Raw genomic sequence first — 26,728 nt, forward strand, 5'->3', positions numbered from 1 at the left:
ACTCAAACAAAGCTTTTAATCGAGCGGGTGCTTTATAGTTTTAAACTCATTACTAAAGCGTCTTCATAGCCTATTTTTGCAGGGTAATAGCCCGTACGTCGATGCACTTGAATAAAACCATGGTTAAGGTAGAGCATTTGCGCGGAAATATTTTTTGCTCTGACTTCTAAGTGACAAAGCACACATTGGCGTTCTTTGGCTAAATTAATAAAGTCTTGCATTAATCGTTTACCAAACCCTTTGCCTTGGTGTTCTGGCGCGATACAAATTTCCATTAACGTGAGCTCATCAATCACCAACTCAGCGATATAAAAACCAACCACTTTATCGTCAATGCTGATTTGGCGGGTTATGTAACGACCACCAATGCAACTGAGCAAAGTTTTTAATGTCCATGGAAATGGATTAGCGGCTGTCTCGATGGCGTAAATTACATCTTGATGAGACGTGTTAAAGTCAGAAATAACAGGGTTTTGCATTTATTTACTCGTTAATAGGAAATTAGCTGTTGCTGTAACATTTGCCATAAACTGGCTTTTAATGACGGCGAATCGGCAATGGTATTAAGCATTGGAGTGGTGAGCAATGGTTGTTGCTTTGGTATTTGCTCAAGGCTACATTTTTGGCAATCGTCGTTGAGAGCCCAAATAAAATTCTCAAATAATAAACGACCTTGATCAAAGACAATGGTTTGCTCAGAGTGATTTAAACTCAGCAAGATGTCTTTAAAAAATTGTTGTTCAAGCAACTTCGGCAGAGGGTTTTCTATTGCTACTTTTGATTCTGTTTCTGCCTCAACGTCTTGTTGCGGGTTGTCGTTTGGTTTAATCGCTTGGTTTTTGGCAACTGGTTTAGGTAAATCCGAAGAGGGCTGCTCAATAAGCTTCGACGTACCTGCAAACATCCCCGCTTTAGGTGTCCATAAAGGTATGCCCATCTCGGTTAAATAGTCGAATGCTTTGTGATTATCCATTTATTGCTCGCAAGTAGGCTTAAACAAGAATTAAAATTATATGATTTTTACTTAGCGAAAAGCAAAACATAGAATCAAAGAATGAATAATAACGGAAATAGAAAAGCGAAAATATAGATTTAAAACAAGATAAGGAAGAAGATGGCAGGGGTGGAGAGACTCGAACTCCCAACCGTCGGTTTTGGAGACCGCCGTTCTACCAATTGGAACTACACCCCTGCAATGGCTGTGCATTATACGTATGCTTTTCTCACTGTAAAGCAAAAAATGCATATTTTTTTCTAAGTGCTTATTTTGTGTTCGACTTGGTTTTATTGTGTTCAAGGTGGCGAAATAACACACAATAATGCAACGGTTAAATTAAAAAATGAAAAGGTTTGCTATTAAAGGTATCTCTTGATTGCTCTAAAAAAGGTTTCATCAAAGCAAAATTTGACCTTAAGGGGTAGCATAAATGTTACGACCAACTCACTAGGTCCACCTTAACAAATGAAGAGTTGACCACAAGAGTGGTAATTTAAAGCTTTTAGAACTTTAAATCGGAGAATAACAATATAACATGGGGGCGGTAGCAAGGATAACGCCCATCTATTTATTATAGTTATATAGTTATTATTTTACGGTGGTTTTACCCTCTTTACTTATAACCTCAATAAACTGATATAAACAAGTTTGGAGCAAGAGCATTATATATTTGCTCTTGCTATTATCCCTTGGCGGTTCTAAACTTACTCGATTTTTTTTAAGCATGTAAATATGAGATCCTATGCGCCTATCTGACTTTTCTTTTGACCTGCCAGAAGACTTGATTGCACGTTATCCTCAACCTGAGCGTTCAGCCAGTCGTCTAATGGCCCTTAACGGTAACAGTGGTGAATTAGAACATCTGAAATTTAATCAGATACTTGACAAGCTAGTACCTGGTGATTTGTTGGTGTTTAATAACACTCGAGTGATCCCAGCCAGAATGTTTGGTACCAAAGCGACCGGTGGTAAATTGGAAGTATTGGTTGAACGTATCGTTGACCAAACTCATGTGTTAGCGCATATACGTGCCAGTAAATCGCCAAAAATTGGTAATGAAATTTTGTTTGAAGGCAAAGTTAAAGCCATTATGGTCGCGCGCCATGACGCCTTATTTGAGCTTGAGCTGGTTGAACACGATAACTGGCTAGATGTGCTTGAAGATATTGGCCATATGCCATTACCACCCTATATTGACCGCCCAGATGAGTCATCGGATAGAGAACGTTATCAAACCGTTTACAATGAAAAGCCAGGTGCCGTTGCCGCACCGACCGCGGGTCTGCACTTTGAAACTAAATTACTTGAAGAGATTGCCGCAAAAGGGGTGAACTTAGCGTTTGTTACCTTACATGTTGGTGCTGGTACATTTTTACCTGTTCGCGTCGATAAGATTGAAGATCATGTGATGCACTCTGAGTATGTTGAGGTGTCGCAAGACGTGGCCGAGCAAATTAAAGCAACGAAAGCTGCAGGCCATCGGGTCATTGCTGTGGGTACTACATCCATGCGTTCACTCGAAAGTGCGGCTAATAAAGCCATCAATAATAATTTGACCGATACCGATAGCATTGCTGAATTTTATGGTGATACCGACATATTTATTACCCCAGGGTATGACTTTAAAGTTATTGACGCCTTAGTCACTAATTTTCATTTGTCGGAGTCGACCTTATTAATGCTGGTAAGCGCGTTTGCCGGCTATGACAACATTATGCACGCATATAAAACCGCTATTGAGCAAAAATATCGCTTTTTTAGTTACGGCGATGCCATGTTTTTAACTCGTAAGACGCAGTCATAAACATCTTCGTCTATAGTCTAGGCGATGGCATTAACCGCCATATCGCCAAGGTTCAATAAACCCTCTTTGCAGATCAATGCATGGTTTGTTGAAGTCATATGAAACCTTTGGCCTGTTTAGCCATTTGGTAAGGATAGAAAATGAAATTTGAATTAATTAATAAAGACGGTAAAGCCCGTCGTGGTCGCTTAACCTTCAATCGTGGCACGGTTGAAACGCCTGCTTTCATGCCAGTAGGTACATACGGTACGGTAAAAGGGATGAAAACAGACGAAGTCGCGGCGACCGGCGCAGAAATCCTTCTAGGTAATACCTTTCACCTAATGCTACGCCCTGGCACTGATATCATTGAACAGCATGGTGATTTACACGATTTTATTAATTGGGATAAGCCAATTTTAACCGACTCTGGTGGTTTTCAGGTGTTCAGTTTAGGTGATATGCGTAAAATCACCGAAAAAGGGGTAGAGTTTCGCTCACCAGTTAATGGCGAAAAAATCATGCTTACACCCGAAAAGTCAATGCAGGTACAACGCAGCCTTGGCTCTGACATTGTGATGATTTTCGACGAATGTACTCCCTATCCGGCAACTCACCAAGAAGCGAAAGAGTCAATGGAGTTGTCATTGCGTTGGGCCAAACGCTCAAAAGCTGAACATGGCGATAATCCTTCGGCGTTATTTGGGATCGTGCAAGGTGGTATGTACGAAGACTTACGTGAAATCTCAGCGGCAGGTCTTATTGACATAGGGTTTGACGGTTACGCTGTTGGTGGATTATCAGTTGGTGAACCAAAAGAAGAGATGATCCGCATTTTAGATCATACCCCAGACTTGATTCCAGAAAATAAGCCCCGATATCTAATGGGAGTAGGTAAACCAGAAGACCTCGTTGAAGGGGTTCGTCGTGGTATTGATATGTTTGATTGTGTTATGCCTACTCGCAACGCTCGTAATGGACACTTATTCGTTCACGATGGCGTTATTAAAATTCGTAACGCTCGTCACAAGACAGATACAGGTCCTTTAGACCCACAATGTGATTGTTACACGTGTAAAAATTACTCAAGAGCGTATTTACACCACCTTGATAAGTGTAATGAGATTTTAGGCTCACAGCTTAACACCCTGCATAACTTGCACTTTTACCAAAAGGTGATGCAAGGATTGCGTGATGCCATTGAGCAAGGTAAATTAGACGAATTTGTTGAACAGTTTTACGCTGCGCGTGGGTTAGATGTGCCGCCGTTAGCATCAAAATAAACATCATTAAAAATAATTTTATATAAGTAGTAGAGGAATTTATGGACTTTTTTATTAGCAAAGCCTACGCACAATCTGCATCACAACAAGGTGGTGGTTTCGAAATGTTGATCATGTTATTGGTCTTCGGTTTGGTTTTTTACTTTATGATTTACCGCCCACAAGCCAAGCGTGTAAAAGAGCATAAAGGGTTAATGGAAGCACTATCAAAAGGTGATGAAGTACTTACTCAAGGTGGTGTTGTTGGTAAAATTACCAAAGTATCAGCGGAAAAAGATTTTATCGTGATAAGTGTTGCTGAAGGTACAGAACTGACTGTACAAAAAGCGGCGGTTAGTGCTGTACTACCAAAAGGGACAATGAAGTCGCTGTAAGGATACGATTGTGTTAAACAAAAACCCATTATGGAGAAGCTTAATGGTGGCCGTCATCGTATTTTTAGGTGGGCTTTATGCCTTGCCTAATATGTATGGTGAAGATCCCGCCGTTCAAATATCCGGTAAGCGCGGTGTTGCCGCCGATCTTAGCGTATTGGACTCAATTAAAAGCTCTCTTGCTCAAAGCAACCTAGATTATTCAAGTGCCGTACTCGAAGACGGTCAAATCTTAGTTCGTTTTAAATCTTATGAAAACCAACAAAAAGCTCGTGACGTTCTATTGAACACTTTGACTGACGAGTATTCTGTTGCCTTAAACTTAACACCAGCAACCCCGAAATGGTTAGAAAACTTAGGTGGGGTGCCAATGAAGCTTGGTCTTGACCTAAGTGGTGGTGTTCACTTCTTAATGGAAGTGGATATGAAAACGGCAATGTTGCGTGCTCAAGAAAACATGATCGGTAGTTTTCGAACCGACTTGCGCGGCGATAAAATTCGTTACCGCTCGGTTAAAGAGTTGGGCGAGGGCGTTGAAGTCGTTTTTCGCAACGCAGAAGACTTAGAAGCAGGTCAAAAGTTACTTGAGCGTAATAACCAAGGTTATATCTTTGAAGAAGATGAAGAGCGTTTGTCACTGAAAGTGACGATGTCGGAACAAAAGTACAAAGAAACTTCGGAATACGCACTACAACAAAATATCACCATTATTCGCAATCGAGTGAATGAGTTAGGTGTTGCGGAGCCGTTAGTCCAACGACAAGGTGCTAAGCATATTGTTGTTGAATTACCAGGTGTTCAAGATACCGCTCGCGCCAAAGAGATCCTTGGTGCGACCGCCACCTTGCAATTTCACATGGTTGACCAAGAGCATGATGTGATGGATGCGGTTGAAGGCCGAGTACCACCTGGATCGTTTTTAGTTTACGATCAAGATGGTCGCCCTCAACTACTGAAAAAACGCATTATGTTACGTGGTGAGCATATCGTTGGCGCCGCTTCTTCAATGGATGAGTTTCAACGTCCACAAGTAAATATCGACTTAGACAGCAAAGGCGGTAGCCTGTTCTCTAATGCCACTAAGGATAACATCGGTAAACCGATGGCAACGGTATTTATTGAAAGCAAGGCAACTGGGCAGAAAAATCCTGATGGCAGCTTACGCTTCACCCAAAAACAAGAGGTGATTTCGGTTGCGACTATTCAAGCGCGTTTAGGCAGCAGTTTCCGTATTACCGGTCAGCCAACACCGCAAGCAGCACACAATTTGGCGCTTTTATTACGTGCCGGTGCGTTAATCGCGCCAATTGCCATTGTTGAAGAGCGTACCGTTGGTCCATCTCTAGGTGCTGAAAACGTTGAACTAGGTTTGCAGGCTATTACCTGGGGCTTTATTGGCGTTCTTGTCTTCATGATGGTTTATTATCGTAAATTTGGCATCGTGGCAAATCTTGCTTTGGCCGCCAACTTATTGTTGATTGTTGGGGTGATGTCACTCATTCCTGGCGCAACGTTAACCCTACCAGGTATGGCAGGTATTGTTTTAACCGTTGGTATGGCAGTTGATGCTAACGTCCTGATTTTTGAACGTATTCGTGAAGAAATTAAAGAAGGGCGAAGTGTACAACAAGCGATTCATCACGGTTATGACTCGGCGTTTTCAACCATTATTGATGCCAACATCACTACCTTAATTGCTGCAATTATCTTATTTGCAGTTGGTACTGGCCCAATTAAAGGCTTTGCTGTGACTTTATCCATAGGTATTTTAACCTCTATGTTTACCGCTATTATCGGTACTCGTACGGTGGTTAATGCTATTTGGGGCGGCAAAAAAATAGATAAGTTATCAATATAGGCAGAACCAAGTATGGAATTTTTAAACTTGAAAAAAACAGTGCCATTTATGTCACTACGCAAGCCTATGATGGTAGTGAGCATAGTGCTTATTATCGCCTCGCTAACATCAATGTTTACCCAAAAAATGAACTGGGGTCTTGATTTTACCGGTGGTACCTTAATTGAAGTGGGCTTTTCAGAGCCTGCAAACTTGAAAGAGGTACGCTTGCTACTTGAAGGCGCTGGTTACGATGACGCCGTTGTTCAACTTTTTGGTAGTGCCGAAGATGTTCTTATTCGTTTAGGTCAACGTGAAAACGTTAAAGCGGAAATGCTTGGCAATGAGGTACTGTCGATCCTTAAACAAGGCACTGGCCAAGATATTACCATGCGTCGTATCGAGTTTGTTGGTGCGAACGTAGGTGATGAACTGACAGAACAAGGTGGCTTAGCAATGCTGACGGCCTTGATTTGTATTTTGGTCTATGTTGCGTTTCGATTTGAGTGGCGTTTTGCGTTAGGCTCAGTTATTGCCTTAACGCATGATGTTATCTTAACTTTAGGCTTGTTCTCATTCTTACAGCTTGAATTTGACTTAACGGTCTTGGCGGCGATTTTAGCGGTTATTGGTTACTCGTTAAATGACACCATTGTGGTCTCGGATCGTATTCGTGAGAACTTTCGTAAAGTACGCAAGGGTACGGCAGAAGAAATCATTAATATTTCTTTAAGCCAGACCTTAAGCAGAACCATGATCACCTCATTTACTACGTTTGTAGTATTAATGGCCTTGTTCTTAAAAGGTGGGGCGCTGATCCATGGTTTTGCCACCGCATTGCTGTTTGGTATTGTCGTTGGTACATACTCATCAATCTACATCGCTTCTACGGTGGCGCTAAGTTTGGGTATTTCTAAAGAAGACTTGATCCCAGAAGTGATTGAAAAAGAAGGCGCTGATCAAGACGAAATTCGTCTGTAACAAGCACTTGCAATACTGAATAAAAAACGGATACTCAGGTATCCGTTTTTTTTACCCTTTAAAAGCTGGGGCTGATCTATTTGTAAGGCTTTTATGCGCTATTTGCAACCAAGCTTTGATTTGCAAAGCTTGCCATATTGGTTAACTTCTGAGTATTAATCGCATCAACAACATCACCAACAACCAATAAACTTGGTGCTTTGATTTCATGCTTTACTATGCAAGCGGCTAAATTAACCAAACTCGTTCGCCACACTTTTTGCTGTGCTTGGGTGCCTTTATAAATAATTGCAACCGGTGTATTTGGCTTACGACCATGTTTTATTAGTTGCTCACTGATGGTTGATGCACTCTTTATGCCCATATAAAAAACCAGAGTTTGTAAGTTATCACTGTAATGTTGCCAAGGCAGTTTTAATGGGCTGTCGTGACTAAAGTGACCTGTTATAAAGCTACAACTGTGCGCTAACTCTCGGTGCGTTAGCGGGATCCCCGCATAAGTTGTGCAACCGGACGCCGCGGTGATCCCTGGTATCACAATACTGGCCACTTTGTGTTCTAACAAATGATTTACTTCTTCAGAGCCGCGGCCAAAAATAAAGCTATCGCCGCCTTTTAACCGAACTACCTTTTTGCCTTTTAATGCCCACTTGACCAATGTTTGGTTAATTTTATCTTGGCTGAAGCAGTGATTTTTTAGTGATTTACCCACATAAATGCGACGACAATCTGTTGGCGCCAAGGCCAGTATTTCAGCGCTGACGAGGCGATCGTATACCAGTACCTCTGCTTGTCTGATACAGTGATATGCTTTAATGGTTAACAATTCAGGATCACCAGGACCTGCGCCGACAATGGCAACTTGGCTTGGTTGTAATTGAGTATGGCGATTCATTTTACAAAAGGCAGTCATTAGCAAAATCATTTAGCAAAAATAAAATTAATCATAGTCTGCTTTATTCATAACAATATAGAATTAATTGGCTATTTTATATTACTTTTATATCTATAAGGTGTTTGCATCGGTGGTATCAAATTAAAAAATACTTTTAAACTTAGTAGCAACTTGCTATCAATAAACCATTGGATTGGTAAAACATGCTAGGAAAATAAATATGAAACAGATGCTTACCCTGTATAAAGTCCTACCACTTTTGGCGCTGGTAACGTTTATACCGGTCAGTGCGAAAGAACTCGTCAGGGTACCACCGTCAGAGCAACTTATTTTAAGCGATATTCAACAACAGGTGAGCGCAAAAAGGTTAAAGCAAGACGTCACTAAGTTGGTCAGCTTTGGGACTCGTCATACGCTGTCCGAAACAGAATCTAAAACTCGAGGTATAGGGGCAGCACGACGTTGGATTAAAGCTGAATTTCAGCGTATCTCAGACCAATGTGGTGGCTGTTTGGAAATACGAGAACAAAGACAGACTTTCAGTGGCGAAAAACGGATCCCTAAGCCAACAGAGGTGGTAAATATTATTGCCATTCAGCGGGGCGTAACCGACCCAAACCGTTATATTATTATGAGTGGAGATATTGATTCTCGGGTATCAGATCCGCTTGACCACACCAGTGACTCACCAGGTGCAAATGATAATGCCACTGGGGTTGCAGGGGTACTTGAAAGCGCACGAGTGCTTAGTCAGTATCAGTTTAATGCCAGCATAGTGTATGCCGCGTTATCAGGTGAAGAGCAAGGTTTATTCGGTGGAAAAATGATGGCGGCACGTGCAATAAAAGACAAATGGCGGGTTGAAGCGGTCCTCAATAATGACATGATTGGTAATATTTCAGGCCTAAATGGCGTTATTAATAACAGCACTGCTCGGGTGTTTTCAGAGGGCACTCGCTTTGTTGAAACGGCAGAAGAGGCGCGATTACGACGTTTTACCGGTGGGGAAGTTGACTCGCCATCACGAAACCTGGCTCGTTACATCGATAAAATTGGGGATAAATATATTCCTAACTTAGATGTTATGATGGTGTATCGCCTTGACAGATTTGGCCGTGGAGGCCATCACCGTCCTTTTAACCAAGTCGGTTTTCCTGCCGTTAGAATTATGGAAACCAATGAAGATTATACTCGTCAACATCAAGATTTACGGCAGCAACATGGCATCGATTATGGTGATGTTTTAGATGGTGTTGATTTTGATTTTACCGCTAAGTTGACGTCGTTAAATGCTGTTACTTTAGCCTCTTTAGGTTGGTCCGTAGCGCCTCCTGCTAATACTCAGATTAGTGGCGCAGTAAAACCATCGACGACCTTAAAGTGGCAAAAATTAAGCGGAAAAATGGCTGAAGACTTGGCTGGTTATCGAGTGTATTGGCGCTTAACGACGCAACCACAATGGACTCACAGTCGTTATGTCGGTAATGTTGATGAGTTTGAGCTTGAAAACCTAGTCATTGATAATTATTTTTTTGGTGTCAGCAGTGTGAGCAAACAAGGTTTTGAGTCGCCAGTGGTGTTTCCAGGGCCTGCGGGCTCATTTGGTGGTTATGAGTAATTTTGGGAGTATTGAGGCTAAACATGTGGTTTAAAATAGTACTGACGTTAATCTTTGTTTTCTTTTATAAATCTCAGGTTGTTTTTGCTCAACCCAATGAGCTTGGTGACAAGTTGATGTCGTTGCAGCAACAAGCAGAGCTCCAAGATAGCTGGTTAAAAGCTCGGGTAGAAGGGTTACTACCAGAGATGATGAAACAACATAATATCGATATGTGGTTGATCATGTCGCGAGAGTATAACGAAGATCCAATATTAAAAACCTTACTGCCAGCGAGTTGGATGAACGCAAGGCGACGCACCATTTTGTTGTTTAGCTTGCACCCAACGCGCGGTTTTGAAGCCTTTGCGATGGCAAAATACGACATCGGAGAGGTTTATAAAAAAGCTTGGGACCCAGAGCAAGAGCCTGAACAACTTAAAGCGCTCAGTCAGTTAATTACCGAGCTAGACCCTAAACGAATTGGGGTGAATCAATCAATAAAAATAGCCCTTGCCGATGGTTTGGTGGCTACAGATAAAGACTTACTGTTGGCTTATTTGCCGATTTCGTTACATCAGCGTTTGGTCTCTGCCCAGCCTTTAGCCATAGATTGGCTGCAAACACGAAGCCAAGAAGAGATAGAACAATATAAACATTTGGTGGCTTTAACCAAAGCAATTGTTAATGAAGGTTTGTCAAATGTCGCTATTCGACCTCGAAAAACGCAAATAAAAGATTTGATCTGGTGGTTTCGTGAGAGGGCATCTTCTTTAGGGCTCAGCACATGGTTTCAGCCTTCTGTTCGGGTGCAAAGACAAAGAAAAGGCGTTGGGGTGAGTGACGACCCAAATGTTATTATTTTACCTGGGGATTTACTGCATGTGGATTTTGGCCTTGAATATTTAGGATTGCATTCAGACATTCAACAACATGCTTATGTGTTAAAAGCCGGTGAAAGCAAAGCGCCTGATTTTATTACGCAAGGGTTAAGACAGGCTAACCAACTGCAAGATATGTTGTTGGGTAATTTTAAGGCTGGGCGCAGCGGTAACGAAATATTATCGAGAACTCGAGAACAAGCTTTACTGGCAAATTTGAGGCCACAGATTTATTCCCACCCAATCGGTTATTATGGCCATTCAGCGGGGACTGTTATTGGCCTTTGGGATGCACAATATGGCGTTCCGGGCAGTGGTGATTTGCCACTTCGCAACAATACCGCTTATGCGATCGAGCTTAATGTTTCGATGTTTAGTGAGCAATGGCAAAAAGATATCACCTTTATGTTAGAAGAGAACGCCATATTCTTTCGCAATAAAATTGATTATATGGCGCCCCGACAAAAACACATATTACTGATAAAACATAAGCAGTACTAGTCAGTTATTTCACTGGCTAACTTGGGGATAGTGCGCAGTGAAAAAACGTTCCCCCAGTGAAAGTTAACCAAACTTGGGGAACGTTTTACAGGGTATTAGCCTTTAATGCGCCTATTTGAAGGCTTTGCACTGGGTTTGCGACGTCGTCCGGTGCCACTGGTGTTTTTTGCATATGGGTTATCGCCCACTCGATGGCGCTTGTTTTTACTTGGTACTTTGTGACCACTGCTGGCTTCACCACTGCGTTGCCCATCTTGATGTTCAACCTTTTCCGGTTTTGATTTTTTCGGTTTTTTAGCTTTGAACGGGCGAATATCATGCGACTTTGGTACCGGGTTTGCCGCTTCAAAACCTGCTTCCTCGGTTCTTGGTAACAGCTTTTGGGTCAGTCGTTCAATGGCCACGAGTAATTTAAACTCATCAGCGCAGACCAACGAAATGGCATGACCGCTACTTCCTGCGCGCCCAGTACGGCCAATTCGATGAACATAATCTTCAGCAACATGGGGTAATTCAAAATTCACCACTTGCTCAAGTTGGTCGATATCAATACCGCGCGCGGCGATATCGGTAGCCACTAATACACGAATTTCACCTTCTTTAAACTGAGCGAGTGCCTTGGTTCTAGCGCCTTGACTTTTGTTGCCATGAATCGCTAAGGCTTTGATGCCGTCCGCTTCTAAGTGTCGGGTTAAGCGATTAGCACCATGTTTGGTTTTGGTAAAAACCAATACTTGTTGCCAATTATTATGGCCAATTAAATAAGACAGTAAACGTGGTTTTTTATTTTTATCTGTGGTGTATACCAATTGCTCAACGGTAGTGGCAGTCGTGTTTCGTGGTGATACCGAAATCTCGACAGGATCTGTTACCAAGCCTTTCGCCAACGTTCTTATCTCATCTGAAAAGGTGGCTGAAAACAGCAAGTTTTGACGCTTTTTAGGCAGTAATTCGAGGATTTTTTTAATGTCTCGAATAAAGCCCATATCGAGCATTCTGTCGGCTTCATCTAATACCAAGGTGTTAACTTGCGAGAACTTAATCGCATTTTGCGAATACAAGTCTAATAATCGGCCAGGCGTCGCCACTAAGATATCAACGCCTTTTCTAAGTGCCATCATCTGAGGATTGATTTTAACCCCACCATAGACAATGTAAGACGACAAATTCAGGTTTTTGCCGTACGTTGCCACACTTTCTCCAACCTGAGCTGCCAGTTCACGAGTTGGCGTTAAGACCAAGGCGCGAATATGATTGCTTTTGACTTGGCCTGAATCAGCCAGTTGATGCAATAAAGGCAAGGTAAAACCAGCGGTTTTACCAGTACCTGTTTGGGCGGCGGCCATAACATCCTTGCCTTCTAAAATAGCAGGAATTGCTTGGGCTTGAATTGGGGAAGGGGTGTCGTACCCTTGTTCTTTTATTGCCGATAAAATAGGGGCTGCTAAGCCTAAAGAGTCAAAGCTCATATAGTCGTCTCATGTAGGGGGTTATTGGCAAGCTAAACCTGATGTTTTTTACATCAGGTGTTTAGTATAGCAATCAATGAAGCATTCTGAGCGATAGTCAGAATGAGTTGAATATCAATGTGATGTTTATTCGCGGGTAATATAAATCATTAAGGCGAAAAAGCCTATTAAAATTGCGTTAAAGGCAAAGATATAGCCAAATCCTTTGAGCCCTTGCTTTAACGTATAGTTATGCTGTTTTAAGTACCACCACCAAATTAAACACATTAGGATAGGGAGTACGAAAAAAAAGCGAATTAACATTAACTTAGGTCCTTATGTTGATTTTCTTTATGATAGATCATAATACCTCAGTTTGAACAGAATTTTAAATTAGCTTTGTGCAGGCTTTGAATCTGATTGCTGATCCCATGGCGCAACTTTAAACAACATCAGCATACCTGGAACGGCCAATGCTGTACAGATGAAAAAGAATGAGGTCCAGCCGGTAATTTCTACAATATAGCCGGTAGCCGCATTGGCAAATGTTCGAGGTAACGCCGTTAATGCGGTAAATAGGGCAAATTGAGTGGCAGCAAAGGCCGGGTTGGTCGCTCTGGCAATAAACGCGGTAAAGGCAGCGGTTCCCAATCCGACCCCTAAGTATTCAAACCCCATCGCTAAGGCCAAAGCAATGGTGTTATGGCCAATTTCAGCTAAAGCAGCAAACCCTAATATACTAACAATTTGTACCACCCCAAAAAGCCACAATGCTCGGTTAATACTTAGCTTGATCATCACCACACCACCTACGGCTAAACCTATGGTCATGGCGATTAAAGAGGCCGATTTTGCAACCACCCCAATTTCGGTTTTGCTAAAGCCCATATCAATAAAAAATGGGGTTTGTAGAGCTGTCGCCATTGAATCCCCCAATTTGTATAAAAATAAAAACGATAGAATATATAAGGCGGATTTTATTCCTTCACGGTTAATAAAGTCTTTAAAAGGCAAAACGACGGCTTGTTCTAATGTTTTCGGTGCATTGGCCGCAGAGTCCATTTCTTTGATACACAAGGTCATCAAAATACCAATGAGCATAAATAAAGCGACGATAACAAACACCATATGCCAAGGTAAGTGATCAGCGAGAATAAACCCTAAAGAGCCGGGGACTAATCCCGCTAAGCGATAGGCTTGTACATGAATAGAGTTACCTAAGCCTAACTCGTGCTCTTTTAATAATTCTCGCCGATAAGCATCCAGAACAATGTCCTGACTGGCACTAAAAAAAGCGATAGCAGCAGCAATATAGGCAATCGCCGAAATTGACTTTACGGGGTTTAGGTAACCTAAAAGCCCAATTGCCAGCAATAAAAATAACTGAGTGACTAACATCCAACCGCGGCGTCGACCCAAAAATGGAAATTGAAATCTATCCATAGCGGGTGACCAAACAAACTTCCAAACATAAGGGATGCCAATAAGTGAGAATAAGCCAATTTCAGCTAAGCTGATCCCCTCAGAGCGGAGCCAACCAGGAACCAGTTGATATAAAAAGAATAAAGGTAAACCGGAAGAAAAGCCGGTAAAAATACAAATAAGCATGTGCTTATTTAAAATCGCTTGTTTGAACGTGGGAGAAGATGTCATTGCAAACCTAAGTGGACCACTTAACTTAGACAAGGTTCGTCAAAATGATAGTGTTTGAGCTCGATTGTTCATTCGCAAAAAAGCGACAGCAAAGTTATGAAAATTAACTAAGCCAATGTTAATGCCAAGATTCATTCAAACACCAACCATTTCTCTGACAGACGCCGTCAAAAATGAAGTTTTAATAATTTTGATAGTCTCTAGGCTATCAAAATCACAGATAAAAAAGAAGTAGAAGAGCAGGGTGTTTTACGCAAGAGGGCGCCAACCGACGCAATGAATAGGATGGTGTCCCTTACCAATTAGAAATAATAAGCAATTTTCAATTTCATTGACTAAATTGGCATCGTTATCAATGTTGTTTAATGAAGCTAACTTTAGTTCGTGGATCAAGTGCCAAAACACCCGTTCACGAGCACTGCTCGGCATTTCGTCGGTCACATTAAGTTGTGCCCACTCTTCTAGCGTATCCCAAATAAAAAGCTCAACTTCGGTGGGATGAACTGCGTTTCTAAGCAGGGCTGTAAGAAAAAAAATCAATTGTGAAATTTTCTCATTTACAAAATTGTCAACGTGCAAAGTTTTTTTTCTCTTATTAATCTCAACCATTTTCGCGTTAAAATGCTTCGGCAAAAAAGAGTTGCGCCATTAAAAATGCGAACTAATTGCCTAATAACATGTAAGTTTTATTTAGTTTATGGATTAAAACAGTATTAAGGATAATGTTTTTACTGATATTGTTTTATATCAAGTTGATTTGTTATTAGTGCAATCGTTTATATCAACACCTTTAAAGAAAGCACAAAAATGAGCAGACAGCCAAATTGAAATGTAAAATTTGCTAATTAACGCCTATTTAGGCGCTAATTAGTAAGAAAATTAGGGAGTTATTTAAGGCGTTAAATCCGCCTGATGAATATAATCGGCAGGCATTAGGGTGGCTTTTAACAGCACAAGAGGCTTTACTGGGACATCTTTCCAACCAAGCTCTTCATTAAATCCAGTCTCAACCAGAGCCATTTGTTGGATAATGTCTTGACCATAAGTCACTTCGCCAAAGACGGTGTAGCCCCAATTGCGACCTGGATCGAGGTTGTTATTATCGGAAACATTAAAATAAAACTGTCTGGTGGCACTGTGAGGATCATTCTCCCTAGCCATGGCAATGGTTGACGTTTCATTTTTAAGGCCATTACCAGACTCATTAATCAGCTTGTCGCCCACTTTTTTAGGGATGTAATTCACATCATAGCCACCGCCTTGCACGACAAAGTCTTCAATCACCCGATGAAATAGAGTGTTATCATATTCTTTGGTGATCACGTGATATAAAAAGTTATTAACAGCGATTGGTGCTTTAATTCGATTTAATTCAACAATCATAACCCCCATAGACGTTTCTAATTTTACCTGTGGGAAAATATTATTAGGGTCAATGATTTTCTTTTCTGCCGCCAAAGAATGGCTAGCAAATAAAACACTAAATAAAGCAAAGATAGCGGCTTTCATAATTATCCTTTTATAAAGCTTTGTAATTGTTCATCTTCTAAAACTTGGACGATTAATTTCGATAATTGCAAATTAAAGTCCTTTTGCAGTTTGTCCACATTGGCTTTTAATGGTCCGCGGTTTGTGGCGCGAAGGGTAAATGTTTTCGATAAGGTTTGAGCCGGATTTTCAACAATAACATTTAATTTAATAATGGTATTAGCGCGATAATCTAACACGTCTTGATTGACGTAAGTACGAGCTCGCTTTACCTGAAAGTTAATCGATAAGTCGGCGTTTTCATGACTGAAGACCAATCCTTGATTCGCCATTTCTTGGCTAAATTGTTGATCTAGTACCGAACTTAATGGAACATCCGTGTTGATCACCGAGCTGTTTTCTTGGCTGGTAATAATTTCAACAATGTGCGATTGTGCTCGGTTGTCATAGACTGATAAGGATGCCGGTTTGGTGCTGTAAACCTGCATTGGCTTGTTGGTCAGTTGAGGCTTTAAGGTAATGGTCTCGGGCTCACTGGCACAAGCAGCAAGCAACAGAGCAATACTGATAACAGGGATTAACTTTAATTTCATGACTTCTTCGCTGATAAAATAACAAATTTTTTATTACTTGCAATGGTTTCACAATGGCCAAATAAGCGCTTTAGTTTGACATGATAAGCAAGTTGACGATTGCCTATTATCCTTAATTCACCACCAACTTTCAAAGATTTATAACTTTGCTTAAACATCTGCCAGGCAATATGGTCGGTGACCGCTTGTTGTTGGTGAAAAGGAGGATTACACAACACCAAGTCCAAGGAGTTCTCAACTACATTGGTCAAACAATCGTTTACTTTAAACTGACATTGGTCGAGTTGTTCAGGCAAGTTCTTGCTGACGTTGGCTTTCGCACTTGAAATGGCCATGTACGATTCATCGATAAAATCGACATGCACAGACGGATTTTGGGCTAATAAGGTTAACCCAATCACCCCATTACCACACCCTAAGTCAACCACCTTGGTGTGAGCGCCAAGGTTAGTTGGTAGATGTGCTAACAAAAAGGCCGCGCCAATATCGAGGCTGTCACGGGAAAAAACGTTGGCTTGATTCGAAATACTAAGCTCTTGAGTTTTCGTTACCTTAGGGTCTAATGACCAAACTTTAGGTTCTGGTAAGGCTTGTTGTTTATTACTATCAACAGCGGCGAAAATAAGTCGCGCTTTTTTTACCGCCAACGATGTTGTGGTTTCACCAAGATGCTTTTCAAATAATTTAAGGGTGCTTGAGTGAATATCTTTCGCTCTTGCCGCCGCAATGACCTTCGTTTCACTGTGGCAAATTTGTTGAATTTGTTGCAGCTGATGAACCAAGTAACTATTACTTTTTGGTAATTTCAAAATCACTAAATCGACTTTTTGAGTCAATGGTTCAACACTTTGGGTGTAGGTAATGTTGTCATCCGGAATGAAATTATCTTGAAAATTTTGCTTTATACCGGCATGGGCAATATAAGAGTCATTCACTAAGGTCAGTTGATGTTCAAATAAATTAAGAGCCAAAGCGCCAAAGCTGTCGTTAAATATGACAATGGATGGATCATTGGCCAACACGTCTTGTTGCTCAAGATGGTTGATTAGGTACTCATCGGCAGCATCCCAAGCTTGTAAACTGCGATTAACTTGCGCCAAAGGGAAACGAGATAATTCGATGGCACGGCCATTGTATAAAAAAGGGCTTTGCATTGTGTTAAATTTAAATCCATGCGTGGATGGAAACTCCGAGTATAAGCACGATGGTTGTGCCCACCATGTTGATTGGAATTTCCTAACGACCAAAAGTGACGGGCATTATGACAAAAATTGCAAAATTTCGCCAGTGAGGGTAACGCATTGATACATAAAGCCAGAAATTACTGTCAACATCTGTGTCAGGGCGACCTTCTGTACTGGCCCAAATTTTATCCTGCACAACAGGCAAGCCAAACTTTTGAACGTTTACTGATTGACCTTAACTGGCAACAAGGTGAAATCAGTATGTTTGGCAAAAAAGTCGCGATACCAAGGTTACAAGCTTGGTATGGTGATGACAATGCGCACTATAAATATTCTGGTTTGTTGCTTGAGCCTGAACCATGGCATCATGTCCTTGCTCAAATAAAGCAAGACCTAGAGCATCACTTAACCCTGACGTTTAATTCGGTTTTGTGTAATTTATATCGCCATGGACAAGATTCAATGGGGTGGCATAGTGACAATGAAAAACAACTGGGTGAGCAGCCCAATATCGCTTCACTGTCGTTTGGTCAATGTAGAAAGTTTTATATTCGACATAAAGTCAGTGGTGAAAAGCAACAAATCGATTTACAATCAGGCAGTTTACTGTTGATGCGAAATCAATTTCAACAACACTGGCAACACAGTGTGCCTAAATCCGCGAAACCGATGCAACAGCGGATAAATTTGACGTTTCGTAACATTTGTTATCCCATTAAAAGCTGAGAGCCCTATGTCTGTAGAACAACAAATCATTGATAAACTGAATCATTCACTTAGTCCAGTTCATTTGCAGGTACAAAATGAAAGTTACATGCATAATGTTCCTAAAGGCAGCGAATCGCACTTTAAGGTAGTGGTCGTTAGTGAACAATTTGACGGTTTGCGTTTATTGGCTAGACATCGGTTGGTGAACCAAGCACTGGCAGCGGAGCTTGCTGGGCCAGTACATGCACTGGCGATTCATACCTATACGCCTGAGCAGTGGCAATCCATGCAAGACACCATGGTGCCAAACTCGCCTAACTGTATGGGCAAAGATAAATAGCCGTTTGTTCGTGAATAAGGATTGGCCATAATTTGGCATATTTTTTCGTATAAAGAAGGGCCTTTTGGCCAAGCCATTTGTCTTTCGTGTGCATATTTTGATGTGCAAATATAAAACTAAACATTAATGAAAGGGCTATGAATTATTAATTCATAGCCCTTCTTTTTATGGCTGCTTAGTACTATTCAGAGTCAGTCACAATATCAGAAAAAGAACATCGTCATTCCATCATGTTTTTAGATGGAACCTCCTTCAGTTTCGATGTGGCTTGACCGGCCGAAAAGTGCCAATCAGAGTTGTTCACATTTTCAGAAAAAGAGCACCAAAGAAGCACGCACACTATCGAAAACAGTGCTCGTCATAGAAAGAATACGCTCATCCATGAGCCTTCCTGCATTAGTGCATCCGTGCACGTCACAGAAAGAATACGCTCATCCATAAGCCTTCCTGCATTAGTGCATCCGTGCACGTCATCCCACCATGTGTTTGGGTGGGATCTTTACCAGTTTCGAAGTATCTATTTTACTTCACCGTTTAATTATCGACTATAGTTGTTCATATATTTGAAAAGGACTTCAAACATGAAACAACCAGCCATATACATTATTTCAAACGAATCCAATAATGTTATCTATGTTGGCGTTACTAGCAATCTACTTCAAAGAATATTTCAACACAAACAGAAACTTACTGAAGGCTTTAGCAAGAGATATAATCTAGAAAAGTTAGTTTATTTTGAACTGTTTGATGACATGGACAGTGCTATTTATCGAGAGAAAAGGTTGAAACGGTGGCAAAGGTCATGGAAAGAAAGACTTATTAAAAGAGTAAACCCTGAGTGGAAAGATTTATATCAGGAACTATAGTAAATCGATTTTCTTACTCACTGTATGCGGAAGGAGATCCCACCCAAAAGCATGGTGGGATGACGGCGCTTTTTGTCTATACCCGCATCAGACTTCAAATCGCTCACAGCAGCCGTTTGCTACTGACCATTAATCAATACTTACGCTATTTAACCGACAGGCGCAAATGTACCATTTTCTGCCGTATGGGTCATAGCTTGCTACAAACTACACGACTTAATTTCCCAGCATCGTCCAGCAACTGGTACCCACCCTTTGATTTTATTAACAACTCATTCGGCTTAGTTTTATAAGAGGCTATAGGAGCACCGATTAATCCATATAATTTATTTATGACGGGATTAGATTTAGAAAAAGTAATTATATATAAGTTTCCTCTGTCGCTCGACATGTGGGATATTCCCTCAGTAATTACATATCCAAACGGAAATTTGTAAATATCCTCGACATTTAAGTCAGCCAGTATTGATACTTTATTTTCGAGATCAAAGAAAACCAACTCTCCACCAAACTCTCCTCTATTATCACCAGCCAAAACCCCAAAAGGCGTCCTATAAATTACGTGAGGAATTACGTCTTGAATAGTCAAATGCCCTTCAGGTGCCGAGGCATATTTCCACCTATCTCTATAAAAGGTCATTGTATAGGCTAAAGGCGCATTAGCATCTGCTGCAATTACCGGATTCGACACAATCAAAAGTTGTCGTTCGTTTAACTCAAAATGTTGATGAAATTCATAAATTTCAGAATCTTGAACTTTTTTAGGAAGTGGCCCCCTTCTAATAGGGTCGTCAAAATAAGACTTATCAGGGTCCAACTCTAAGGCTTTGCCCTCATCGTATTTTCCACATTCGAATTCACTAAAGATTGGTGAAGAAAGAGCATTAAAGCTCATTAAAAATATAGTAAGCGCCAATTTTTTCATTATTTAACCATACGTACTAGGAGTGCCTTAACGGCTGCTTATCGCTCAAAGCCGCCGTTGGGCAGCTTTAAAAATTGTAAATACACAATACATGATGTTATTGTTTAAAAACAAGTTTTTGATGGTCGTGACGGGCCGTTATGAGCGAAGAGCAGAAGTTTTATTAGGCTATGTAAATGAATAAAAATATACATCAAGATTATACGTTTTATAGTTACAAAGATTTAAATGAAACTCTCAATACTATAGATAAAGAGAAGTATCTAGATAATTACATCGCCCTTATTTCCGAGTTGAATAATCGAGACTTAACCATATACAACGGAGATGTAAGCAAAGAACATATCCCATTCATAGAATCCTTTTATTTATCCCTTTCTTCTGAAAATTATCAATATTCACCTCTTGAGTCGTGGAGTGTTGAAGAGTTAGAAAAAGCGCTTAAGTTTGATTTTATCTCTGAAAGTGATTCCGCTTATCAAATTAATTATATTATTCAATATCTTTCTAAAAAATGTAGAAACCGATTGATGGGTAAAGATTTTGAAAAATTACTTACAAAAGAAAAGGAAGCAAAAGAAAGTCGCAAATATGTTTTAATTTTTTGGCCTTTGGCTATTTTATTTGCCTTATTTTTCGGCATGTTCCCGACGAATAGCGGATTGATATATTTGGACGAAGACCCTGGATTTTTCATGATTATATTGATTGTTTTTTGTGGTGTCGGTTTTTACATCTACCAAAAAAGAGAATAATGAGGGAACTAAAAATATACAAAAGAATAGGTTTTAGTTTGATAGTTAAATATTGGTTCATCAATGACTGTTGATGGCACAACTCGGCCGTACAGTTCACCTCGAAACTGGTAAAGATCCCACCCAAAAACATTGTGGGATGACGTGCACTGTTTTCGATAGTGTGCGTGCTTCTTTGGTGCTATTTTTCTAATTATGTGAATGGCTCTGAATGGCACAAAAGCGATATTCGAGTCACTTCGAAACTAGAAGAGATCCCATCCAAAACCATGATGGGATGACGGCTTAATTTTTTTGATTTAGTTAATGACTTTGAATGGCACAAAAGCGACATTCGAGTCACTTCGAAACTTGAGGAGATTGCATCCAAAAACATGATGCAATGACGGTGCTCTATTTCTGAAAATGTGACTGACTCAGAATGGCACTTTTCGGCAGCTCAAGCCACATCGAAACTGAAGGAGGTTCCATCTAAAAACATGATGGAATGACGATGTTCTTTTTCTGATATTGTGACTGATTCAGAATGGCACAACTCGGACGAATAGTTCACATCGAAACTGAAGGCGATTCCATCTAAAACCATGATGGGATGACGGCTTTATTTTTCTGATTTAGTTAATGACTCTGGGTGGCACAATATAGTCATGGCCGCCAACGATTCAGATCCCGAATTTGTTAACCCCTAACCTGATTTAATTAACTTTTCCTATGTTATTCGCGTACTGGAAAGGATTTAAAAGACAATAAATACAATAGGTTGAATTAAAATGGAAATAAAAAACGGGATCAAATAGATCCCGTTTTTTATCAGACCATGCCTTTTGGCCCTTTTTTATTATCGCAAAGCTTTAAGCGGTAATGCGTTTGTACTTAATTCTGTGAGGTTCAACGGCCGCTGGACCAAGAGTTTTCTTCAACCATTCTTCGTATTCGGTAAAGTTACCTTCAAAGAAGTTGACCTGACCTTCGTCGCGATAATCAATAATGTGGGTCGCAATGCGGTCAAGGAACCAACGGTCATGGGAAATAACCATGGCACAACCAGGGAACTCTAACAGTGCTTCTTCAAGTGCACGTAGGGTTTCAACGTCTAGGTCGTTAGTCGGCTCATCCAGAAGCAACAAGTTACCACCGGTTTTTACCAGTTTTGCTAAATGTACCCGGTTACGCTCACCACCAGATAAATCGCCAATAAACTTTTGTTGATCATTGCCTTTAAAATTAAAACGACTGACATACGCTCGCGCCGGGATTTCATAATTGCCAATTCGAATGATATCGGCACCTTCAGAAATTTCTTGATAAACCGTATTGGTATCAACCATGTCGTCACGGAACTGATCAACACTGGCAAGTTTAACCGTATCGCCTAAGCTCACTTCACCTGAGTCTGGTGATTCAGCACCCGATAACATTTTGAATAAAGTTGATTTACCCGCACCGTTTGGACCAATGATCCCAACAATCGCACCTTTTGGAATGCTAAAGCTTAAATCATCAATTAACACACGGTTGTTGTAAGATTTTTTAAGGTGGCTAACATCCAATACTTTATCACCAAGACGCGGTCCCGGAGGGATGTAAAGCTCGTTGGTTTCGTTACGTTTTTGGTTTTCTTGGCTTTGCAATTCTTCAAAGCGAGCCATCCTAGCTTTTGATTTCGCTTGACGGCCTTTTGGATTTTGACGAACCCACTCAAGCTCTTGTTTAATGGTTTTGGCAAGCGCATTCTCTTGGCGTTTTTCTTGCGCTAAACGCGCATCTTTTTGTTCTAACCAAGAAGAGTAGTTGCCTTCATAAGGAATACCCTCACCGCGGTCAAGCTCTAAAATCCAACCCGCAACGTTATCAAGGAAGTAACGGTCATGGGTAATGGCCACTACGGTACCAGGGTAGTCATGTAAGAAACGCTCTAGCCATGCGACCGACTCGGCATCTAAGTGGTTGGTTGGCTCGTCAAGCAATAACATATCTGGTTTTTCAAGCAACAAACGGCACAAGGCGACACGGCGTCGCTCACCACCTGAAAGTACGGCTATTTTTTGATCCCACTCTGGTAAGCGCAGGGCATCGGCTGCTCTTTCAAGGACGTTATCAATGTTGTGACCATCTTGAGAAGCTATAATCGCTTCCAACTCGCCTTGCTCTTTCGCTAGGGCGTCAAAGTCGGCATCTTCTTCGGCGTACTCCATGTACACTTGGTCTAATCGCGCCAGCGCGTTTTTCACTTCGCTTACGGCTTCTTCAACTACTTCCCGCACACTTGCTTGCTCATCAAGTTGTGGCTCTTGTGGTAAGTAGCCTACCTTGGTACCCGAAAGCAGCTTTGCGTCACCTTCAAATTCTTTATCAACCCCTGCCATAATACGCAACAGGGTTGATTTACCAGCACCATTTAGACCTAAAACACCAATTTTGGCGCCAGGGAAGAAAGAAAGAGAAATATCTTTAAGAATGGTTTTTTTCGGTGGCACCACTTTACTGACGCGGTGCATTGAATAAATAAATTTATCAGGCAATGCCATGCTAAATCCTTATTAGTATTGAGTAATTGCTAGCTATTGTAGTTAGTGTATGGCACATGAGTCAATCAGCAGTGCAGGCGGAGTGGGATTTTTCCTTTTGGCCATAATTTATCGAGCTTCGATTTAGGTTCAAAACTGCATCCTTAGTCTATGAAAAAAATAACTTTTTTAAGTTTTATATATACAACTGTTTACTTGCTATAGGGCGTTAATGGGATTAGGCTGATGATAGAGCCAGTCAATTAAGGATAAAAAGAATGAGACTTGATCTGAAGATGTTTAGACAAATACTGAGCAGTTATTTGCTTATGCTTTTGATCGCGGGCTGTACGACGACAGCAAAAAGTGAAGAGAGCAGCTGGAATAAAACCGTAAAGCGCGTTTCCAGTGGTATTGTCAGCATTCAATCGGATGTGCCGGTAAGTTTTGATGGAAATTGGAATCGCAGCAGTTATGCGACTGGGTTTGTGGTAGATGCGAAACGCGGGATCATCTTGACCAATCGTCACGTAGTAACGCCAGGTCCAATTACAGCTAAAGCGATCACGGTGAATAACGAAGAAGTCGACTTAACCCCTCTATATATTGATCCGGTGCACGACTTTGGCTTTTTCTCGTACGATCCTTCTCAAGTGAAACACCTTGATGTGCATGAGTTTAAATTAAATCCCGCCAGTACCCATGTGGGCCAAGATATTCGAATTATTGGTAATGATGCAGGCCAAAAATTGTCAATTTTAGACGGTACTATTTCACGATTAGACCGCGATGCTCCTGAATATGGTAAAGGTAAATATAACGATTTTAATACCTATTATATTCAGGCCGCGACTTCATCAACTGGCGGTTCATCGGGCTCCCCCGTGATTAACATCAAAGGTGAAGCGGTAGCGTTAAATGCCGGGAGCCAAACCAAGTCTGCCAATGCGTTTTTCTTACCCTTGCATTTTGTCCAAGAAGCACTCAATAAACTGCAGCAAAGCAAAGACATTGCTCGTGGAAGTATTCAAACAACCTTTAAATCTACCCCTTATGCCGAGCTTAAACGCTTAGGGTTAACGGACCAACTTGAAACAGAGTATCGTAATAAATATCAAAATCTTAAAGGTTTATTGGTTATTGAATCGATAATACCACAATCAAGCGCCGCCGATGTGTTGGCTATAGGTGATATTTTATTGAGTATTAACCAACAATCAGTGGTGGACTTTATTGCTCTAGAAACTCAATTAAATGCCCATGTAAATCAAAGCATTGAGGCAGAGATCTTACGAGCAGGACAGTCGTTGACGGTTCGTTTAACGGTAAATGATTTACAACAGCTAAGTCCTGCAGCGTATTTAGAATTTGATGGCAGTATTTATCATACTCTATCGTATCAACAAGCTCGTCACTTTAATAAGCCAGTGCAAGGGGTATACGTCGCTTTTGCTGGCGCGGCTTTACAACGAGCTGGCATTAACAATCACAATGTCCTTACTTCCATTAATGGCGTCGCCATTGAAAATATTAACGATTACGTTAAGGTTCTAAACGCTACCCCTGATGGCACCAAGGTACATGTACGATATGTGACTTTACAAAACCCAACCAAGTCTAACTATGGCTTAATGGAGGTTAATCGTAATTGGTTTGTGCAAAAATTTTGTCAACAAAATCAAAAGTTAGGTTATTGGCCATGTCAACCGTTGCCAAGCCCAGAACCAGTAAAGCAGACAGTAACAGCAAAGCTACAAAACGTGGTTAATAAGCAAATAGACGATCCTTTTACCCAAATTACCAAAGCATTAGTGCGGGTGAATTATACCTCGCCATATTCCATTCAAGGGCGAAGCAACAATCGAATGGGTTATGGTACTGGTGTTATTGTTGACGCCGAGAAAGGTCTGGTGGTTGTAGATAAAACCATCGTTGTGAGTATGTTAGGTGACGTCAAATTGGTTTTTGATAACCAGTTGGAAATCACCGGCAAAGTCGAGTATGTCCACCCAATTCATAATTTGGCGTTAATTTCATACCCTGTTCACGAGTTAGGTAATGAGATTGAAGTCAGTGAAGTGACCTTTACTAATAAGCGCTTAACCAAAGAAGATGAAGTACTGCAAATTGGCATTAACTTTGAGGGTGAAATTGAGTATCGCAGAACCAGCGTCGATACAATTCAAGAGTTGTGGTTACAAGATTACAATGTTCCTCAATATTTGCAAACCAATATGGAAGGAATTCATTTGGTTAATGCGAATAACAGTATTGATGGCATATTGGTCAATAGTAACAACGAAGTAGCGGCATTATGGGCCAGTTTTGAACAAAGTGAAAGCAATGGTAAGGGCGTCAGTTCGTTTTTAGCCGGCATTCATGGTGAATATGTAAATGAGTTAATAGCCCTAGCCAAAGGCGAACACGAGCTCTATTCACTTGAGGTTGGTCTTACTCAAATCCCGCCAGTGTATGCACTACAACAAGGGGTGCCTAAAGCATGGATAGACAAAGTTCAACAAGCCTCAACAGGCAATAAAAAACTGTTGGCCATTTACAATGTATTCGCCGACTCAGACAGTGACAATATCTTTCAACGCGGCGATGTTTTATTGGCCATCAACGACGTTGCCGTCTCAACATTTCGGCAAGTTGAGCGCCTTACTCAGATACCTGAAGTTGAGGTGACCTATGCTCGAGAAGGTAAGCTTTATACCAATAAGGTGAAAACCTCGAAACTAATGGGCCAAGATATCGAACAAGTATTTTTTTGGTCAGGTTTATACCTACATGCCCCACATCGAGGTGCACAGCGACGCGGTATGAGTAAAGAGGGGGTCTATGTCGCCAGTTATAACTTTGGCTCACCAGCGACTCGTTACAGTGTTTTTGCAATGCGCAGGATCACTGAAATTGATGGCCAACCGATTCAAAGTACCCGCGATTTAGTGAATGCGGTTAAAGGCAAAGAACATGGTGAATCGGTGTTACTGAAAACGCTCGACTTTAACAACAACACCAGTGTGATTGCTTTGCGAGTGGACAACCATTATTGGCCATTTTATGAAGTGAAGTATCAAGATGGTCAATGGCAAACCATTGATCATTCATCTACGCCATAAACCTTAATCT

The 26,728-nt window shown here is 41.0% G+C and carries 23 protein-coding genes and 1 tRNA gene; 12 read left to right on the plus strand and 12 right to left on the minus strand.

The genetic code is table 11. The annotated features are described in order from the left end of the window. Positions 1–32: 32 nt before the first annotated feature. The 3 genes from rimI to ACAY00_RS05310 all read right to left on the minus strand — a co-directional run bounded on the left by rimI (position 33) and on the right by ACAY00_RS05310 (position 1,192). Positions 33–479, minus strand: coding sequence for a ribosomal protein S18-alanine N-acetyltransferase (rimI, locus tag ACAY00_RS05300; protein ID WP_371378253.1), 447 nt, complete (start codon positions 477–479; stop codon positions 33–35). 11 nt (positions 480–490) lie between these two features. Continuing rightward, a complete protein-coding gene (locus ACAY00_RS05305) occupies positions 491–973 on the minus strand; it encodes a hypothetical protein (RefSeq protein ID WP_371378257.1) in 483 nt (160 codons plus the stop codon). A gap of 142 nt (positions 974–1,115) precedes the next feature. Then, positions 1,116–1,192 (minus strand) — tRNA-Trp (locus ACAY00_RS05310). A gap of 547 nt (positions 1,193–1,739) precedes the next feature. Between ACAY00_RS05310 and queA the strand changes: the two genes are divergently transcribed. The 5 genes from queA to secF all read left to right on the plus strand — a co-directional run bounded on the left by queA (position 1,740) and on the right by secF (position 7,255). Further along, a complete protein-coding gene (gene queA, locus ACAY00_RS05315) occupies positions 1,740–2,801 on the plus strand; it encodes a tRNA preQ1(34) S-adenosylmethionine ribosyltransferase-isomerase QueA (protein ID WP_371378260.1) in 1,062 nt (353 codons plus the stop codon). 140 nt (positions 2,802–2,941) lie between these two features. Next, entirely contained in the window at positions 2,942–4,063 is a 1,122-nt protein-coding gene (tgt, locus tag ACAY00_RS05320) for a tRNA guanosine(34) transglycosylase Tgt (RefSeq protein WP_371378263.1), read from the plus strand. Between the two features lie 41 nt (positions 4,064–4,104). Continuing rightward, the gene (gene yajC / locus ACAY00_RS05325; protein WP_371378266.1) at positions 4,105–4,437 is read left to right on the plus strand and encodes a preprotein translocase subunit YajC; all 333 of its coding nucleotides are present in this window, start codon (positions 4,105–4,107) and stop codon (positions 4,435–4,437) included. A 10-nt stretch (positions 4,438–4,447) separates the two neighbouring features. Continuing rightward, a complete protein-coding gene (gene secD, locus ACAY00_RS05330; RefSeq protein ID WP_371378268.1) occupies positions 4,448–6,295 on the plus strand; it encodes a protein translocase subunit SecD in 1,848 nt (615 codons plus the stop codon). 12 nt (positions 6,296–6,307) lie between these two features. Further along, on the plus strand, positions 6,308–7,255 hold the full coding sequence (secF, locus tag ACAY00_RS05335; RefSeq protein ID WP_371378271.1) for a protein translocase subunit SecF: 948 nt from the start codon (positions 6,308–6,310) through the stop codon (positions 7,253–7,255). A gap of 91 nt (positions 7,256–7,346) precedes the next feature. Here the strand turns inward: secF and cobA are convergent, their stop codons facing one another. Then, entirely contained in the window at positions 7,347–8,168 is an 822-nt protein-coding gene (gene cobA / locus ACAY00_RS05340) for a uroporphyrinogen-III C-methyltransferase (RefSeq protein ID WP_371378274.1), read from the minus strand. Positions 8,169–8,370: 202 nt separating this feature from the next. On the opposite strand from cobA, the gene ACAY00_RS05345 reads away from it, so the two are divergent. Further along, the gene (locus tag ACAY00_RS05345; RefSeq protein ID WP_371378276.1) at positions 8,371–9,768 is read left to right on the plus strand and encodes a M28 family peptidase; all 1,398 of its coding nucleotides are present in this window, start codon (positions 8,371–8,373) and stop codon (positions 9,766–9,768) included. 23 nt (positions 9,769–9,791) lie between these two features. Further along, on the plus strand, positions 9,792–11,129 hold the full coding sequence (locus tag ACAY00_RS05350) for a M24 family metallopeptidase (RefSeq protein ID WP_371378279.1): 1,338 nt from the start codon (positions 9,792–9,794) through the stop codon (positions 11,127–11,129). A gap of 95 nt (positions 11,130–11,224) precedes the next feature. On the opposite strand, the gene ACAY00_RS05355 is transcribed toward ACAY00_RS05350, so the two are convergent. The 6 genes from ACAY00_RS05355 to ACAY00_RS05380 form a co-directional block, all read right to left on the minus strand. Beyond that, positions 11,225–12,598 (minus strand): DEAD/DEAH box helicase, encoded by a 1,374-nt coding sequence (locus tag ACAY00_RS05355; RefSeq protein WP_371378282.1) that lies wholly within the window; start codon positions 12,596–12,598, stop codon positions 11,225–11,227. Between the two features lie 372 nt (positions 12,599–12,970). Continuing rightward, positions 12,971–14,230 carry an AmpG family muropeptide MFS transporter gene (locus tag ACAY00_RS05360; RefSeq protein ID WP_371378285.1) on the minus strand — a complete coding sequence of 420 codons (1,260 nt, stop codon included), beginning with the start codon at positions 14,228–14,230 and terminating at the stop codon, positions 12,971–12,973. Between the two features lie 249 nt (positions 14,231–14,479). Continuing rightward, the gene (locus tag ACAY00_RS05365; RefSeq protein WP_371378289.1) at positions 14,480–14,809 is read right to left on the minus strand and encodes a hypothetical protein; all 330 of its coding nucleotides are present in this window, start codon (positions 14,807–14,809) and stop codon (positions 14,480–14,482) included. A gap of 312 nt (positions 14,810–15,121) precedes the next feature. Continuing rightward, positions 15,122–15,739 (minus strand): peptidylprolyl isomerase, encoded by a 618-nt coding sequence (locus ACAY00_RS05370; RefSeq protein WP_371378292.1) that lies wholly within the window; start codon positions 15,737–15,739, stop codon positions 15,122–15,124. 2 nt (positions 15,740–15,741) lie between these two features. Next, positions 15,742–16,311 carry a YajG family lipoprotein gene (locus ACAY00_RS05375; RefSeq protein ID WP_371378295.1) on the minus strand — a complete coding sequence of 190 codons (570 nt, stop codon included), beginning with the start codon at positions 16,309–16,311 and terminating at the stop codon, positions 15,742–15,744. After that, a complete protein-coding gene (locus ACAY00_RS05380) occupies positions 16,308–17,465 on the minus strand; it encodes a methyltransferase (RefSeq protein ID WP_371378299.1) in 1,158 nt (385 codons plus the stop codon). The genes ACAY00_RS05375 and ACAY00_RS05380 overlap by 4 nt, the downstream gene beginning before the upstream one ends. A 147-nt stretch (positions 17,466–17,612) precedes the next feature. Here ACAY00_RS05380 and ACAY00_RS05385 point away from each other — a divergent pair, with 147 nt between their 5' ends. The 3 genes from ACAY00_RS05385 to ACAY00_RS05395 all read left to right on the plus strand — a co-directional run bounded on the left by ACAY00_RS05385 (position 17,613) and on the right by ACAY00_RS05395 (position 19,409). After that, positions 17,613–18,221, plus strand: a complete 609-nt coding sequence (locus ACAY00_RS05385; RefSeq protein WP_371378302.1) for an alpha-ketoglutarate-dependent dioxygenase AlkB — start codon at positions 17,613–17,615, stop codon at positions 18,219–18,221. 7 nt (positions 18,222–18,228) lie between these two features. Beyond that, a complete protein-coding gene (locus tag ACAY00_RS05390) occupies positions 18,229–18,543 on the plus strand; it encodes a BolA family protein (RefSeq protein ID WP_371378305.1) in 315 nt (104 codons plus the stop codon). A 581-nt stretch (positions 18,544–19,124) separates the two neighbouring features. After that, positions 19,125–19,409 carry a GIY-YIG nuclease family protein gene (locus ACAY00_RS05395; RefSeq protein WP_371378308.1) on the plus strand — a complete coding sequence of 95 codons (285 nt, stop codon included), beginning with the start codon at positions 19,125–19,127 and terminating at the stop codon, positions 19,407–19,409. Positions 19,410–19,599: 190 nt separating this feature from the next. Here ACAY00_RS05395 and ACAY00_RS05400 read toward each other — a convergent pair whose 3' ends face one another. Then, positions 19,600–20,334, minus strand: a complete 735-nt coding sequence (locus tag ACAY00_RS05400) for a hypothetical protein (RefSeq protein ID WP_371378310.1) — start codon at positions 20,332–20,334, stop codon at positions 19,600–19,602. Positions 20,335–20,510: 176 nt separating this feature from the next. On the opposite strand from ACAY00_RS05400, the gene ACAY00_RS05405 reads away from it, so the two are divergent. Next, positions 20,511–21,089: a hypothetical protein gene (locus ACAY00_RS05405; protein ID WP_371378313.1), complete on the plus strand. Its 579-nt coding sequence runs from the start codon at positions 20,511–20,513 to the stop codon at positions 21,087–21,089. A gap of 851 nt (positions 21,090–21,940) precedes the next feature. On the opposite strand, the gene ettA is transcribed toward ACAY00_RS05405, so the two are convergent. Further along, positions 21,941–23,617 carry an energy-dependent translational throttle protein EttA gene (ettA, locus tag ACAY00_RS05410; RefSeq protein ID WP_371378316.1) on the minus strand — a complete coding sequence of 559 codons (1,677 nt, stop codon included), beginning with the start codon at positions 23,615–23,617 and terminating at the stop codon, positions 21,941–21,943. Positions 23,618–23,874: 257 nt separating this feature from the next. Between ettA and ACAY00_RS05415 the strand changes: the two genes are divergently transcribed. After that, the gene (locus ACAY00_RS05415; RefSeq protein ID WP_371378319.1) at positions 23,875–26,718 is read left to right on the plus strand and encodes a trypsin-like peptidase domain-containing protein; all 2,844 of its coding nucleotides are present in this window, start codon (positions 23,875–23,877) and stop codon (positions 26,716–26,718) included. The last annotated feature ends 10 nt before the right edge of the window (positions 26,719–26,728 follow it).

The organism is Thalassotalea sp. 273M-4, assembly GCF_041410465.1.
GTDB lineage: Bacteria > Pseudomonadota > Gammaproteobacteria > Enterobacterales > Alteromonadaceae > Thalassotalea_A > Thalassotalea_A aquiviva.